Consider the following 14,909-nt stretch of genomic DNA (forward strand, 5'->3'; position numbering starts at 1 on the left):
ACGCAGACGAGAGGGAGGCTGCCATGCCGCTCACCAGACTCGAGAAGCTCCTGCCCTGGACGGGTGCGATCGCGGGATCGTGCTGGATCGGGCACAGCGCGTTGCAGTCGGTGACGGAGACGGACAAACCGGGAAGCGCAACCAGCCAGGTCATCAGGGACCACCTCTTGCTCAACTACGCGAGCGTGGGCTGCCTCGTCCTCATGGGGATCGTCCTGCTCTTCTTCGCCACGACCGTCCGCAACCTCCTGCGCTCCACCGAGCCGGCGGAGGCCACGTGGTCGTCGATTGCCCACGGCGGTTGGGTGGTCACCGCTGCCGGGCTGTCCCAGATGGTGACGTGGAACTGGGGCCTGATCATCGGGGCCGCCGCCGCGTCCGACGACGCCGCACTGAAGTCGCTGAGCTACGTCCACTTCTTCGGCTGGGCAGGGATGGGCATAGGGCTCGCCACGGCCTTCATCGCGACGGGCTTGGGTGGCCTTGCCGGTGCAGTGCTACCGCGGTGGTTCGCCATCGCCACCGTCGCCTGCGGAGTGCTGGGGGCCCTCGGGAACGCCGGCGTACCCCCAGGAGGGTTGGTCAACTACGTGCTCCTCCCGTTCTGGCTGATCGGCGCCTCCGTCATCATGGCCCGTCGTCAGCGACTCACCACCCGGTCACCGAAGCACCAAGCCTGACCGCACCCAGGCATCGAAGGCCCCCGCAGCTAACCACCCGGGACTGCTGAAAGGTTCGGTTGACACCTGATCTGTGGGGCCGAGGAGGCTCCGCTGGGAGGATGTCGACATGCCTGCACCCCATCCGGAGGAGTTCCGTGACGACGTGGTCGCGGTGGCCCGTAAGGGCGAGGCTCCGATCGCGCAGATCGCTGCGGACTTCGGGATCTCGGAGTCGTGTCTGCGGAACTGGCTGCGCCAAGCCGATGTCGAGGACGGTGTCCGGCCGGGCTCGACAGCGGCGGAGGACGCCGAGCTGAGGGAGGCCCGGCGCAAGATCCGGCTGCTGGAGCAGGAGAACGAGGTGCTGCGCCGGGCCGCTCCGTACCTGTCGCAGGCGAACCTGAAGCTGGGCCAGTCCCCAAAATGACGTACCCGCTGGTCCTGGACCTTGCCGCTGACGGGATCCCTGTCGCGGTGGCCTGCGGGCTGCTGGGGTTCTCCCGGCAGGCGTTCTACTCCTGGCGCGCGTCCCCGGTCAGTGATCGGGACCTGGTCGACGCGTACGCGACCAACACCGCGTTCGAGGTGCACCGCGACGACCCGGGGTTCGGGTACCGGTTCATCGCCGACGAGCTGGCCGAGGCAGGGCACGAGATCTCGGAGCGGCGGGTGTGGAAGGTGTGCTCGCAGGCCGGGATCGTCTCCGCGCACGCGAGGAAGCGGGGCCGGTCCAAGAAGCCGGGCCCGCCGGTGCATGACGACCTGGTCGAGCGGGACTTCACCGCGCCTGGCCCGAACATGGTGTGGCTGACCGACATCACTGAGCACCCCACCGCGCAGGGAAAGCTGTACCTGTGCGCGGTCAAGGACGTCTGGTCCCGCCGGATCGTGGGCTACTCGATCGACTCACGGACGACCAGCCACCTCGCCCTCGACGCCCTCGAGATGGCCATCGCCCGCCGCGGCCGCGACCACGTCACCGGGTGCGTGGTCCACGCCGATAGGGGCAGCCAGTTCCGCTCCCGGCGCTACGTCGCCGCGCTGCACCGGCACGGGCTGCGCGGGTCGATGGGCCGGGTCGCCTCCTCCGCGGACAACGCCGCCATGGAGTCGTCCTTCTCCTTGCTGCAGAAGAACGTCCTCAACAGTCGCCGCTGGGACACCCGCGACCAGCTCCGCCTCGCGATCGTCACCTGGACCGAACGCACCTACCACCGCCGGCGCCGGCAACGCGCCCTCGGCAAGCTGACCCCGATCGAGTTTGAGACCATCAACCGAGCCGCTCACGCGGCCTGAAACACCACACCGGAAGTGTCAACCAGACCTTCAGCAGTCCCCCCATCCACATCGTGAATCCCGATCCGGAGCCGCTCCGTGAGCGGCTCGGAGCATTGGGGATCGAGTCTCGTCAGCTCGTCACCCACTCAGGCGCAAACTGTGTTCAGACCTTCGCCAACTACTTGGCTGAAGCGGAGGCGAGCCGCCAGTTCGCAGCCCTGTCCGCCTTCCCAAGGGAGGCTCCCCTGGCGATTGTGGACTTCCACATCGGGATGCATCGAGTGTCGGCAGCCCAGAGGGTGCCGGGCGGGGTCGCCTTGACGGTCGACAAGTCGGGCCCGATGCGGGACCTCACTGCCAGCGGAGCCCGAGAGCACGCTGCTCGCGTACGAGACGTGCTGAAGGCGCGCGAGCAGGGTCTAGGGACGGGCCTGTTCGTCGCGGATCCTGCGTCTGAGGACATGATCCCGGTTCTATCTGCCCGGATGCTGGCGCCGGTTGGGTGCAACTGGCTCTTGCGCAGCCGCTCGGCTGACCCACGAATGGCGAGTGGCCGTCGGGCGATCGCCACTGGATAAGCGGCTCATCCCAATCGGGGGTGTAGGAGTTGGGGTCTGAAGCCGCCGGTCTCGAGCAGGCTTCGGGCGATGTGGTTGGTCAGGTTGCGGAACCCGAGTGCGGAGCCGCGCAGGTGTTCGAGCCGTCCGTTGAGCGCCTCGGTCGGCCCGTTGCTGGTGCCGGGTCGTTCGAAACAGGCGAGCACGTCGGCGGCTCGCTTCTTCAGGGTCCGGCCTAGGGTGGTGAGCTCGGTGAGCACCTTGGGGACGCCGGCGCTGAGGTCGGTGATCAGCTTCTCCATGAGCTCGCGGCCACGTTGCCGGTCCTCGTGGCGATAGGCGGCGATCATGCGCTGGTAGACACCCCAGGTCGCCTCGACCTCGACGTGAGCGTCATCAACGAACAGCGCGCGTAGCCTGTCGATCTGCTTGTCGGTGAGCAGGTCCGCGCCGGTGTGCAGCGTGCGCCGCGACTTGTAGAGCGGGTCGTCCCTGAACCCACGGTGCCCGTGGATCGCGAGTTGGACCCGGCGCCGGCACCTGTCGAGGGCGTCACCGGCCAGGCGCACGACGTGGAAGGGATCCATCACCGTGACCGCGTCCGAGATCTCCTCTGCAGCGGCGGTCTTGAACCCGGTGAAGCCGTCCATCGCGACCACCTCGACCGCGTCACGAAAGGCGTCGTCGCGGTCGGCGAGCCAGGTCTTGAACGCCGCCTTCGACCGGCCCTCGACCATGTCCAGCAGCCTTGCTGGGCCGGCGCCATCGCGGACCGGGGTGAGGTCGATGATCACGGTGACGCACTTGTCGCCACGCCTGGTGTGGCGCCAGACGTGCTCATCGACGCCAATGACCTTCACGCCCTCAAACCGCGTGGGGTCGTTGATCAGCAGCCGATTGCCTTCGGCCAGGACCGCGTTGTTGGCGGTGTCCCACGCGACCCCGAGTCCCTCGGCGACACGGGCGACGGTGAGGTGTGCGACCACGATCCCTTCCAGCGCCCACCGCAACCCGGTGCGCGAGAGCTTCGCGCGTGGCTCCGCCGCGGCGCTGGTGTCTTGGCGCCACACGTGTCCGCAGTCGGCACAGCGGTAGCGGCGCACTACAACTTCCAGCACGGTCGGTCGCCAGCCCAGGGGCTCGTGGGCCAACCGCCGGATCACGGTGTCACGAGCAGCGCCTTCGCTGCCGCACCGTCGGCACCACTGATCTGGTTCCACCACGCGGCACGCGAGGACCGCACGATCCGGTTCAAGTCGTTGTCCGGTCACGCTCAGACCGAGGCCGTCGAGTCGAGCGAAGGCGGTCAGGTCAGGGCGGCCGAAGCCGGCCGGCGGGGTAGCGTCGGTCACGTCGAGGTCTTTCGGATGGATGGCGTAGGAACCTCCATCGTCGGGAGACCTCGACGTCGATCTGCGGACCGACGCGCCCGGCCGGCCTACACCGTCATCTGAGAAGACCCCTGAAACGACTTCGACGACGACGGGACCGGCGAGGAGGAGGGCGCGGTGAGCTAAAGGAATAGAACTGGCTCGGCTTCGACGCCGCCGCAAGCTCCGGTGAAACGGTCGGTACTGGTCGGTCGTCGTCGGTCACCACCGGATGGCGGCGTCCCCCACGCTCGGCGTTTGCGCAGGTCAGCGGCTCGTTCGCCCAGTGGGCGCATCAAGCGATAGACGCAAAGCCGACGTGATTAGGTCGTCGGTTCGATTCCGACAGGCGGCTCCGGCGAACAGCCCCTGACCTGCGGAAACGCAGGGAAGGGGCGGTTCGGTTCTGGTGGTCGCGCGATGCGCTGGCCTCACGGCTCTGCCCGACACCGACGTCGCTGTCCTCTGCGACGGACCCCTCGCCGGCTGAGCGCTCGCGGCCGGCATCCTGTCCGTGTGCCGATAGGCCTCGCACCGCTCGGCAACGCAGCGTGGCGTTGCGTCGCGACCTGGCGACGGTTCGGCGGGGCGCGATCGTCTCGTGCGTTGGCGGACTACGGGAGCTTGGACGCGAGGACGTCGGCCGCCAGGATCTCGGGTGCTGCGCCGAGGAGGTGCTGGTTGGCCATCAGGGCTGCGACGATGGCGCCGTTGGCGTGGGCGTCGCGAGCGGCCTCGTCGGGGAATGCATCGAAGATCCAGAAGGTGTCGGCGCGGGTCCTGACCGCGAACCAGACAATCGTTCCTACTTCTTCGTTGGCGAGCGCGACAGCGCCGGCGAGCAGATCGGCGAGCGCGTCGTGCTGTCCATCGGCCGCGACGATCTTGGCGACGAAGGCATACGGAAGTGATGCGGGTGTGGACATGAGGGGTTCTCCTAGGTGTCGAGGTTTCTTGGTGAAGCGAGTTCAGCGTATGACGAGCAAGGGCATGTGAGAAGTGGCGTATACGGCAGTATTGCTATTGTTCGCGCCATGCGTATCGGACTGATCGCGATCGACGGCTGCTTCGGTTCGGCTGTTGCGTCGGTCATCGACATCGTGCGGGTGGCCGACGGAGCCCGCGGCGATGTCGACCCGCGGATCGACCCGATCGAACTCGCCATCCTCGGACCGAAACGGAGAGTGACCACGACGGCATCGATGACCCTGTCGGTGGACCACCCGCTGTCGGAGTCCGCAGAGTTCGACGTGGTCGTCGTCCCTGCGCTTGGAACCCTCACGGCCGCCGCTACCAACGACGCCCTCCAGAGCCGAGATGCTCGTTCGGTCATCGCCTCGCTCGGGCGCCTCGACGACGCGACCACCCGGATCGCCGCGGCGTGCACCGGCGTGTTCGCTGTCGCCGAGACCGGACGGATGCATCATCGGCGGGCGACGACCAGCTGGTTCCTGGGGCCGGAGTTCCTGAAGCGCTATCCGACCGTCGCCCTCGATCTCGACACCATGGTCGTGGTCGACGGGAACCTCGTCACCGCCGGCGCCGCGTTCGCCCACATCGACCTCGCGCTCTCACTCGTGCGATCGATCAGCCCCGACCTGGCCCAACATGTCGCCAAGCTCCTCATCATCGACGAGCGTCCGTCGCAGGCGGCCTTCGTCGCCTACGAACATCTCCGGCACGAGGACCCGATCGTCGTCGAGTTCGAACGCTTCGTGCGCGCACGCCTGGACGAACCGTTCAACGTCGCCTTCGTCGCGCAGTCGCTCGGCACCAGCCGGCGCACCCTCGAACGACGAGTCCGTGCGGCGCTCAACCTCACTCCGCTCGGCTTCGTCCAACGGCTGCGCATCGAACGAGCTCGGCACCTCTCAGCAACCACGGACCTTACCTCCGCCGAGATCGCGCTACGGGTCGGCTACGCGAACGCCGAGACTCTGCGCTCCCTCCTGCGTAGGGAGCGACGCCGTTCCTGACCTATCGCCATGCCTGTAGCCGGTGTCCTAGTTGCTCGACTGGAACCACCTCTCAGCACGTCGCGTCGACGCTCCTGCGTCGCCCCTGGACGACCCACTCGACACGCCCGCAGCACAGGCCATGTGACGTGTCCCGGCTTCCCGGACGGTCGGGGTTGGGTGGCTGTGATGTCGCTGCGTTCTCGTCGAGGGGCTCAGCAGACTCGATCAGGGTCGATTGGGATGAGACGCGAAGGCGGTCAGGTCAGGGCGGCCGAAGCCGCCCGGCGGGGTAGCGTCGGTCACGTCGAGGTCTTTCGGATGGATGGCGTAGGAACCTCCATCGTCGGGAGACCTCGACGCCTATCTGCGGACCGACGCGCCCGGCCGACCTACACCCTCATCTGGGAAGAGCCGGATAAGCGCCGCCGCCGGTCCGTGCCATTCAGAACACCGCGCGTCCGTGGATACCTCCTCAGGGCCCACCGCGCCAGGCGCGAACGAGATCGATTAGCGCTTGCCGTCGAGTGGGCGTCTGCCGCGTGAAGTAGTGCAGAACAGCGAGAAATGCCCCAGTCAAGGCCACGATGACCAAGACGACGGCTAGGGCGGACAGGAGGGACATCTGGGAGTTGAAGAGGGAAGTGGGCGACAGCATGGCGTTGGTCCTCCAGCCCGAATCCGGGCATGAAAAAGGCCCGCTTGGCAGCGGACCTGGGACGAATGTGAAGTTTGATGGCTCGGGGAGCGATAGGGGCGACGAATTTGGGCAGGGCTTCGCCTAGGGAGGTCGCATGGCTACCTCCCCTCGCGGGTGATCGCTAGATCGGCCGGCTGGGCTTTCGGCGAGGTAGGTGCGGCTTGCGACGTGCCGCAGCGACGACGTCCTCAAGCCTGTAGAGCGGTGTTCGGCCACGGTGCGCGGCAATGGTCAGATGCCCCCGGTGCGCCCACGACCGCACGGTTGCAGGGGCTACACCGACCGCGCGCGCTGCGATCTGAGCGCTCACGAAGTCGGCCATGCTGGCCGCATCCACCTGAGCGCCGGGAATGCGGTCGCGCCGGCGGTCTCGGGTGAGCGGACCTCCAGGCTGAGCGTTTCGTTCGCCAGCCTGGACGGCAGCTCTATAGACGTCACGTGCCCGAAACACGGAACAACGCCCCCGACGCCCGACGGCGGCTAAGTGGCCTCTGCGGACCCACTGGCGAATGGTCGCTGGCTGAACCCAGAAAGTTGAGTCCGACAGAGTGGTGTACGAGCAGCCGGTGACCGTGTCGCTGCCGATGTAGGTGGCGGTCACCGGGTGATTCTTCGAGTGATCTCTCACAACCGCCTCGAAGAAGGAGCACCGGCGGTGACCGCCGTCCCCAGTATCGACCCTGCCCGGTTCCTCCGCGACGAGCTGGCTCAGGCCTCCCCGGACCTGATGCGCGAGTTGCTGACCACGTTCGTCAACGCGTTGTTGTCGGCGCAGGCCGACGCCGTGTGCGGCGCCGAGTACGGGGCTCGGGACCCCGAGCGGGTCAACCGCCGCAACGGGTACCGGCACCGGGACCTGGACACCCGGGTCGGCACGTTGGATGTGGCGGTGCCGAAGCTGCGCGAGGGGTCGCTGTTCCCGGAGTGGCTCCTCGAGCGGCGCCGGCGCACCGAGCGGGCATTGACGACGGTGGTGGCGACCTGCTACCTGCTCGGGGTGTCCACCCGCCGGATGGACAAACTGGTCCGCACCCTGGAGATCACCGGGCTGTCCAAGTCGCAGGTCTCGGAGATGGCCAAGGACCTCGACGAGCAGGTCGCCGCGTTCCGCACCCGCCCGCTGGACGCCGGGCCGTACACGTTCGTCGCGGCGAAGGCACTGGTGATGAAGGTCCGCGAGAACGGGCGCGTGGTCAAGGTCGCGGTGATGGTTGCCACCGGCGTCAACACCGAGGGGTACCGCGAGATCCTCGGGATCCACACCGCCACCTCCGAGACCCACGCCGGGTGGTTGGCGTTCTTCCGGGACCTGGTCGCCCGCGGCCTCACCAGCGCCGGCCCGGTCGGGCTGGTCACCAGTGACGCGCACGCCGGGCTGGTCGAGGCGATCGGGGCGACCCTGCCCGGCACCGCCTGGCAGCGGTGCCGCACCCACTTCGCCGCGAACCTGATGTCCGCCACCCCGAAGTCCTCCTGGCCGTGGGTCAAGGCGCTGGTGCACAGCGTGTACGACCAGCCCGACGCCGCCAGCGTGCACGCCCAGTTCGACCGGATCACCGACTCGCTGCGCGAGAAGCTCCCGTCGGTGGCCGCCTACCTCGAGGACGCCCGCGAGGACATCCTCGCGTTCACCGTCTTCCCCAAGGCGTGCTGGCGACAGATCCGGTCCAACAACCCCAACGAGCGCCTCAACCGGGAGATCCGACGCCGCACCGACGTTGTCGGTATCTTCCCCAACCGCGACGCCGTCATCCGCCTCGTCGGGGCCGTCCTGGCCGAACAGCACGACGAATGGGTCGAGCAACGCCGCTACCTCGGCCTCGAGCTCCTCAAGCAATGCCGAACCGCCCTGACCCCAACCACCTTCGACGACCAGGAGGACTCCCTGACCATCGCCGGCGCGATCAGCGCCTAACCCCCAACGAGGAATCACCCTCGTACACCACCCCAGCGGGCTTGACCACCCAGAACGCGGTGGCGGCCTCCGGAGTCGTCAGTTCATCAGGCCCAATCCAGTCGTACCACCGGATCTTGTCGTCCCAGTTGTCGTAGGCCCATTCCGGCCCTGAAACGGCCCGACGGACCCCGACCAGCGACGACCTGAAATGGGGCGTTTCCGCAGGTCAGAGCCGGTGACGGCCCCCGTCGTGTCGAGCCGCATCGTTACGGAAATGAGACTGCGATCGAATTTTGGGGCCCATTTTGGAGCCCATCAGGGGCGGGTGCCGATGGGGCGTCGGGCGGGCCGACGAGCGCCGACGTGGTCTGGCCTCCGGCCGGTGAGACCAGCCAAAGGTCGCCTCCTCCCTGGCGCTCGTTCATCGACCGGGCGGCGGCCAGGGCCGAGTCCGGGTCCGGTCGCACTGCACTCGCGCGACGGGCGCCCGGCCGGAAGTCCTCCCATCGCCCGTCGCGTCGTCTGCGCACGATGAGCCGACGTCCAGTCGGATCCTCGATCGAACCACGGGGAGCCGCTGCCGAAGGTGCGGCCGGCGGCGATCGCCAGCTCTCGGGCACCGGGCTCATCGACCGAGGAGGATGGCGCGGCGGGTGTGCCTCGTGATGTCCACCGGGACCACTTGGCGGCCCAGCCGTCGCCTCTCCTCCGGCGTCGTACCACCCCACATGCCGAAGTCGGCACGGGCGCGGATCGCATAGTTGAGGCACTCACGAGCGACGGGACACCCGCCACAGACGGCCCGAGCCTCTTCGATCTGGTACGCGTAGGCGGCGCTCTCCCCACCGAAGAAGAAGAGCTCGGGGTCCACGTCCCGGCACTCCGCATGGACGCTCCAGTGGTCGTCGTCCAGGTCAGCCGACCACGTCGCAGCACTCACGGCGCGATCCCTACGTACTTGGTCTCCAGGTACTCGTCGATGCCCTCGCGACCACCTTCGCGCCCGAACCCCGACTGCTTCACGCCCCCGAACGGCGCGGCAGCGTTGGAGATGATGCCCTGGTTCACGCCGATCATCCCGAACTCCAAGCGCTCCGCGACTCGCAGGACCCTGCCCAGGTCGGTGGAGAACAGGTACGACGCCAGGCCGTACCGGGTGGCGTTGGCCTTGGTGACGGCCTCGTCCTCCGTCGCGAAGGTCTCGACGGGCGCGACAGGTCCGAAGAGCTCCTCGTCGCTCTGCTCCGAGCCCTCGGCGAGGCGGAGCACCGTCGGCGCAAAGAAGTACCCCGGGCCGGGGAGTGCTTGCCCGCCGGTGAGGACTGATGAGCCGCGCCCCGCGGATTCCTCGACGAGGCGACCGAGCTTGTCGAGCGCCCTGTGGTCGATGACGGGCCCCACCTGGCTCGTCGGCTCGGTGCCGGGCCCGACGCGCAGCGAGCCCATGGCCTCGGCGACACGCTTGGCAAACACGTCGGCGACCGACTCGTGGACGAGGACGCGGTTGGCCGCCGTGCAGGCCTGACCGCCGTTTCGCATCTTGGCATCGAGGAGCCCCTGCACCGCCCGGTCGAGGTCGGCATCGCCGAAGACGATGACGGGGGCGTTGCCCCCGAGCTCCATCGACACCCTCAGGACCTGCTCGCTGGCCGCCTTGATCAGGTGCTGGCCCACTGCCGTCGATCCCGTGAACGTGAGCTTCCGCAGGCGCGGGTCCGACAGGATCCGCGCGGAGGCCGAGGGCGCGTCGGAGGTGTTGACGACGTTGAGAACCCCGTCGGGGAGGCCCGAGGCGCGCAGGACCTCCGCGAAGAGGAGAGAGGTCAGGGGGGTCAGCTCAGACGGCTTGAGCACCATCGTGCAGCCGGCCGCCACCGCGGGTGCCACCTTCCGGGTCGCCATGGCCAGGGGGAAGTTCCAGGGCGTGACCATGAAGGTGGGACCGACGGGGGCCTTCATCGTCAGCAGCCTGGTGGTCCCCTCGGGCGACGTCTGCCATGAGCCCGCGACCCGCACCGCCTCCTCGGAGAACCATCGGAGGAACTCCGCCCCGTAGCGGACCTCCCCCCTCGACTCTGCGAGCGGCTTGCCCATCTCAAGGGTGATGAGGAGGGCGAACTCCTCACTGCGGCGGGTCACCTCGTCGAAGGCCCGCCGCAGGATCTCGCCCCGTTCGCGGGGCGCGGTGGCCGCCCAGGAGTCCTGGGCGGCCACCGCGGCATCGAGGGCCGCAGCCATGTCCTCGGGGGTGCCGTCAGCGATCTGGGCCAACGTGGCCTGGGTCGCAGGGTTCTCCACCGCGATCGTCGCGCCGGAGCCCGGGCGCCATTCACCGCCGATCAGGAGCCCCGTCGGGACAGATTCCAGCACCTCGATACTCATGGGCGGTCAGCTCACCTGCTCCGCGACCTCGTGTGCGCCTTGACGCTCGGACTGCCGGGACACCACGTAGGCGATCGCGACAGAGATGACCACGGTGAACACCGGGGACAGCGTCTTGATGGTCGGCGATCCGTCCAGCTGGAGCGTCACCAGACCGACGACGGAGGCCAGCGCCCACGCGATGCCCAGGCCGGCGCGGGGGGTGCGGCGCTCGAGACCCTCGACTGTGTCAGAACGCCCGTTCGTCAGCGCGTGGACGAGCGCCACACCGGTCCAGGCGATGATGAGGACGCCCTGCCAGGCGAGCGCCTCGAGCAAGTAGTTCAGGACATCGGTGAGCATGAAGGAGTAGGCGAGAACCCCACACAGCGCCACCCACGCGATGTGCGGGAGCTTGACTCCGAACACGCGCTGGATGAACGTGGCGAAGTTGTTCGAGGCCAGGAAGTAGTTCGCCGTGTTGATCCGCGTCTGGGAGATCACCACGAGCAGGACCCCGAGGAAACCGAGCGACCCGGTGACCGCCTGGACGACACCGGTCTCCGTCCCGGAGACCCCGAACGCCGAGACGATGTACATCCCGACGAGCCCGTTGATGATGAAGGTGCAGAAGTAGAAGAAGGATCCGAAGGTCACCCGCTGGTGGAACTTCGTGTCCTCCTCGCGTCCGAGGGAGGCGAAGTCGATCGTGAACAGCATCATGACCCAGATCCCCATGTAGATGAGGAACGCGCCCAGCCATCCGGGCACCTCGGTGGCGGCCGCAGGGACCGAGAGCCAGCCCGTCGGGTAGCCCTGACGCACGGTCGACGCGATGACGAGGGCGATCAGACCGACGCAGTAGAACGGCAGGAGGAAGCCGTTGAGGCGGTCGAGCCAGTTCCGGACTCCGCCGAAGGCCAGCGGCACGGCATAGATCACGCACACGGCGTACCAGACCTTGAGGTTCCCGCCGAACCAGTCCTGCAGGGTGAGGGCGATGATCGATCCCTCGAACACCGCGTAGTACAACGCCGTGGCAGCGATGAGAAGGGTCGCCACCGTGGCTCCGACCGTGCCGAAGAGGGCCGAGGAGAGGCGCTCGACCGTGGCGCGGGTCCTGAGGGCATACGCGGCCAGGACCCGGTTGATGATCCCGAACGTCACCGTCGCCAGAACCATCCCGATGAGGGTGTTCTTCGCTCCGTACGCGGCCGACGACGCCGTCGACACGTAGAGCCAGAACATTGCGCTGAACAGGGCCCACCAGGCCATCGTCAGCGACCACTTGTTGACGCGAGTCTCGTGGCCGGCCTCTTTGCCGACCTCGATGAGCCCACCATCCATAGGCTTCGTCCCTTCGTCCCGGACCCTGCTGTTTCGGGTCTGGTACAGGCTGGGGCGAGGGACTCGAGGCGGACATTCGCCAGTTCGTACAAGTGCCTCGGTGGAGGTGGCCATCTCGCGCACTCCGGTGCTCACGCGATGCCGTCATCGTGCTGTGATGGCAACCATTCGATCTCATGCCCTGCTCGATCACGACGCCAACACGGTGTGGCAGGTGGTCCGCGACGTGGCCTCGGTCGCGGACTGGTTTCCCGCCATGGCCAGCTCCCAGGCGCACCCCGAGGGGCGGGTCGTCACGCTCCGCGACGGCTCCAGCCTGGTCGAACGCACGGTGACGGTGGACGACGCGTTGCGTCGCTACCAGTACCGCGTGACCGGCGGCGACATCTCCGTCGACCAGCACCTCGGCACGGTCGACGTCATCGACCTGGGCCCCGGCCGCAGCCTGGTGGTCTACGGCTCGGACGTCGAACCCGCCGAGGTCGCCGACGCCTTCGACACCGCCATCTCCGAGGCCGTCGCCCACCTCGGCGACCACCTGTCCAGTCGGGGAGGTCAGTCCTGACTGAGCTGCAGCGCGATCCAGAGCTCGCTGCGCACCGTGGGGTCGTCGAGGTCACGCCCCAGGGCGGACTCGATCTGGGTCATCCGATACCGCAGGGTGTGACGGTGGATGTTGAGCGCGGCGGCCGACGCGTCGGCCCGACCGTTGTGGGTGAGGAAGGTCCGCAAGGTCTGGACGAAGTCCACCTTGGACCCCTTGTCGAGCTTGTTCAGGGTGGCCAACGTCGCCGACGACCACGCTCGAGCTTCCGGGGTGCCGAGGTGCTTCAGCAGTCCGGCATCCGCGACGTCGCTCGCGGCCGACAGGCGCCCCGGCTCCTCCGTCGAGGCGTTGAACACTGCTTGGACCCTCGACCACGCGTTGGGGAGGTCACCGGGCTCCGTCGGGTCGCTGACTGCTCCACGCCCGTGTGGCACGCGACGAAGGATCGCTTCGAGTGTCCGGGTGTCGCCCTCGGCCGTCGGGAAGAGGATCGCGACCCGTCCGACGCGGAGCTCCGCGATCACACGAACGAGGCGGCGGAGCGCCTGGTCCTCCTCGGCGACCTCGAGGAGCTCGGGTCCGTAGGTCCGTGGCACCCCGAGGAGGGCGACACGAACAGGGCCGTCGGGGATCGGAACGCCCAAGGTGGTCGCTGTCGGGCGGACGACCGCTGCCGGGCTCCCGCCGAGAAGAAGCTGGAGGACTGCCTTGCGATCGTTGCGTGCCGCCTGGCGCAGGTCGTCCGTGCGTTGGAGGTCGTCGGCCAACAGGTAGGTTGCCGTGTCGACGAGCGACCGCTCGATCCCCTCCAAGGGCTGGGGGCGCCCCAGGGCGAGGTACCCCCGGGTGCGCCCTCCGACCCCGACCGGACCGATCGCCAGCGACTCGTCGGGACGGGAGACCAACATGGTCAGCTTGTGTGGGTTGCCGGCGAAGCGGGCGAGCTCGGTCTGCACCCGCGCCAGGTTGACGCGCGCGCTGGGCGGTACGGATGCCACGAGAGATCCCTGCGCGTCGAGGAGCAGGGCCCATCCGCCCACGGCACCGACGACGCGCTCGACAATGCCCCGCGGACCTTGGGCCGCAACCGCACTCCGCACGAGCTCACGGTGCGCCCGCGTCGCGGTGTCCACAGAAGTCGCCACGTGCACCACTCTCGTTCAGCTCTGGTGGTCGCTGCCAGCATCGGTCATTCTCGACACCACCAGCAGGTGGTCCCTGCACTCGATGGGCCGCTCGACGAGACCCTGATCGAAGGATGGAGCTCATGCCAAGCAGCGCCGTGCTACGCAGAGTAGAGCACGACGGTGAGCGCCCGGCGACCCTGATCCGGCAGGCGGGCGATCACCAGCTTCTCGTCGAGTTCGAGGGCGAAGGGGCCGACCTTCGCCAGAACTTCGCCGTCCACGCGTTGATCCAACTCCTCGAGCAGGAGCCGATTCCGGGTCTGCGCGAGGCCGTGCCGGGTGTGCGAACGGTGCTGGTGATCTTCGACCCCTCCGTCTTGGAGAGGGACGACCTGCTCGAGGACCTGGTTCGGCTGGATTCCATTGCGACATCGCTGAATTCGCTGGTGCTTCCGAGCCGGCGCTTCGAGCTCCCCATCGCCTTCGACGACGAGCTGACCCGCGAGGCGGTGAACCGGTACCGCATCACGACCCGCATGGACGCGCCCAACGTGCTCGAGCGCAGCAACACGGACTACATCGTCCAGTACAACGGGTTCAGAGATCGCGAGGAGTTCTTCGGGACCTTCACCCAACCCGAGTGGTGGTGCGCCTCGATCGGGTTCTTTCCTGGTCTCCCGTCACTGTTCTCCCTCGACCCTCGGACCCAGATCTCGGTGCCGAAGTACAACCCAGCGCGCATGTGGACGCCTGAGGGTGCCGTCGGCATGGGAGGACCCGCGATCGTGCTGTACCCGATGGAGTCACCCGGTTCCTACCAGCTGTTCGGACGGACGCTGCCCATCACCCAGCCTGCCTCCCCGGACTCGACCGTCGAGGACTCGCACGTGTTCCGGGTCGGCGACCGCGTCCGGTTCCGCCGCGTGACGGAAAACGAGCTCCTCAAGCTTCGCCTCCAGGTGTTGGACGGCACGTACGTATGGAAGATCGAGGAGGACGACTACGCCGTGAGCGACTACCTCGAGGACCTCGACCGCTATGCGGACTCCATCGACAGGATCGCCCAGCATCGGGCCCAGGCAGCGACCGGGGTGGAGATCCCGTGACG

General features: G+C 68.0%; 12 protein-coding genes. 6 read left to right on the forward strand and 6 right to left on the reverse strand.

Going from position 1 to position 14,909, the window contains the following annotated elements; translation table 11 throughout:
* The first annotated feature begins 23 nt into the window (after positions 1 to 23).
* Positions 24 to 680: a hypothetical protein gene (locus ACFWN3_RS08785; RefSeq protein ID WP_377645363.1), complete on the forward strand. Its 657-nt coding sequence runs from the start codon at positions 24 to 26 to the stop codon at positions 678 to 680.
* Between the two features lie 109 nt (positions 681 to 789).
* Positions 790 to 1,958 (forward strand): IS3 family transposase gene (locus ACFWN3_RS08790; protein WP_377645563.1). Its coding sequence is split into 2 segments (ribosomal slippage): positions 790 to 1,050 and positions 1,053 to 1,958, totalling 1,167 coding nucleotides; the frame shifts between segments, so codons are not numbered across the junction.
* Between the two features lie 565 nt (positions 1,959 to 2,523).
* Here the strand turns inward: ACFWN3_RS08790 and ACFWN3_RS08795 are convergent.
* Together ACFWN3_RS08795 and ACFWN3_RS08800 are read right to left on the reverse strand one after the other, a co-directional pair.
* The gene (locus ACFWN3_RS08795) at positions 2,524 to 3,849 is read right to left on the reverse strand and encodes an ISL3-like element ISPfr2 family transposase (RefSeq protein ID WP_377645365.1); all 1,326 of its coding nucleotides are present in this window, start codon (positions 3,847 to 3,849) and stop codon (positions 2,524 to 2,526) included.
* Positions 3,850 to 4,481: 632 nt separating this feature from the next.
* Positions 4,482 to 4,793: a putative quinol monooxygenase gene (locus ACFWN3_RS08800; RefSeq protein WP_377645367.1), complete on the reverse strand. Its 312-nt coding sequence runs from the start codon at positions 4,791 to 4,793 to the stop codon at positions 4,482 to 4,484.
* Between the two features lie 108 nt (positions 4,794 to 4,901).
* Here ACFWN3_RS08800 and ACFWN3_RS08805 point away from each other — a divergent pair, with 108 nt between their 5' ends.
* Positions 4,902 to 5,843, forward strand: coding sequence for a GlxA family transcriptional regulator (locus ACFWN3_RS08805; protein ID WP_003941078.1), 942 nt, complete (start codon positions 4,902 to 4,904; stop codon positions 5,841 to 5,843).
* Positions 5,844 to 7,177: 1,334 nt separating this feature from the next.
* Complete coding sequence (locus ACFWN3_RS08810; RefSeq protein ID WP_377645369.1) at positions 7,178 to 8,437, forward strand: IS256 family transposase; 1,260 nt, start codon at positions 7,178 to 7,180, stop codon at positions 8,435 to 8,437.
* A gap of 607 nt (positions 8,438 to 9,044) precedes the next feature.
* Here ACFWN3_RS08810 and ACFWN3_RS08815 read toward each other — a convergent pair.
* From ACFWN3_RS08815 to ACFWN3_RS08825, 3 genes are read right to left on the reverse strand one after another with little or no spacing between them, the layout of a single operon-like run.
* On the reverse strand, positions 9,045 to 9,359 hold the full coding sequence (locus tag ACFWN3_RS08815; protein WP_377645370.1) for a WhiB family transcriptional regulator: 315 nt from the start codon (positions 9,357 to 9,359) through the stop codon (positions 9,045 to 9,047).
* Positions 9,356 to 10,801, reverse strand: a complete 1,446-nt coding sequence (locus ACFWN3_RS08820) for an NAD-dependent succinate-semialdehyde dehydrogenase (protein WP_377645372.1) — start codon at positions 10,799 to 10,801, stop codon at positions 9,356 to 9,358. Before ACFWN3_RS08820 ends, ACFWN3_RS08815 begins: the two co-directional genes overlap by 4 nt.
* Before the next feature lie 6 nt (positions 10,802 to 10,807).
* Positions 10,808 to 12,127, reverse strand: a complete 1,320-nt coding sequence (locus ACFWN3_RS08825; protein WP_377645373.1) for a purine-cytosine permease family protein — start codon at positions 12,125 to 12,127, stop codon at positions 10,808 to 10,810.
* Between the two features lie 100 nt (positions 12,128 to 12,227).
* Between ACFWN3_RS08825 and ACFWN3_RS08830 the strand changes: the two genes are divergently transcribed.
* A complete protein-coding gene (locus ACFWN3_RS08830; RefSeq protein ID WP_377645374.1) occupies positions 12,228 to 12,692 on the forward strand; it encodes an SRPBCC family protein in 465 nt (154 codons plus the stop codon).
* On the opposite strand, the gene ACFWN3_RS08835 is transcribed toward ACFWN3_RS08830, so the two are convergent.
* A complete protein-coding gene (locus tag ACFWN3_RS08835) occupies positions 12,683 to 13,714 on the reverse strand; it encodes a PucR family transcriptional regulator (RefSeq protein ID WP_377645376.1) in 1,032 nt (343 codons plus the stop codon). The genes ACFWN3_RS08830 and ACFWN3_RS08835 overlap by 10 nt on opposite strands.
* 227 nt (positions 13,715 to 13,941) lie before the next feature.
* On the opposite strand from ACFWN3_RS08835, the gene ACFWN3_RS08840 reads away from it, so the two are divergent.
* The gene (locus ACFWN3_RS08840; protein ID WP_377645378.1) at positions 13,942 to 14,907 is read left to right on the forward strand and encodes an allophanate hydrolase subunit 1; all 966 of its coding nucleotides are present in this window, start codon (positions 13,942 to 13,944) and stop codon (positions 14,905 to 14,907) included.
* The last annotated feature ends 2 nt before the right edge of the window (positions 14,908 to 14,909 follow it).

This window comes from Oryzobacter terrae (genome assembly GCF_042756445.1).
Lineage (GTDB): Bacteria > Actinomycetota > Actinomycetes > Actinomycetales > Dermatophilaceae > Oryzobacter > Oryzobacter terrae.

What these genes read in the sequence shown, in the direction of transcription:
- ACFWN3_RS08785 (WP_377645363.1), top strand. Translation starts at nt 24, where the DNA reads ATGCCGCTCACCAGACTCGAGAAGCTCCTGCCCTGGACGGGTGCGATC.
- ACFWN3_RS08800 (WP_377645367.1), bottom strand. Translation starts at nt 4,793, where the DNA reads ATGTCCACACCCGCATCACTTCCGTATGCCTTCGTCGCCAAGATCGTC.
- ACFWN3_RS08805 (WP_003941078.1), top strand. Translation starts at nt 4,902, where the DNA reads ATGCGTATCGGACTGATCGCGATCGACGGCTGCTTCGGTTCGGCTGTT.
- ACFWN3_RS08820 (WP_377645372.1), bottom strand. Translation starts at nt 10,801, where the DNA reads ATGAGTATCGAGGTGCTGGAATCTGTCCCGACGGGGCTCCTGATCGGC.
- ACFWN3_RS08825 (WP_377645373.1), bottom strand. Translation starts at nt 12,127, where the DNA reads ATGGATGGTGGGCTCATCGAGGTCGGCAAAGAGGCCGGCCACGAGACT.
- ACFWN3_RS08840 (WP_377645378.1), top strand. Translation starts at nt 13,942, where the DNA reads ATGCCAAGCAGCGCCGTGCTACGCAGAGTAGAGCACGACGGTGAGCGC.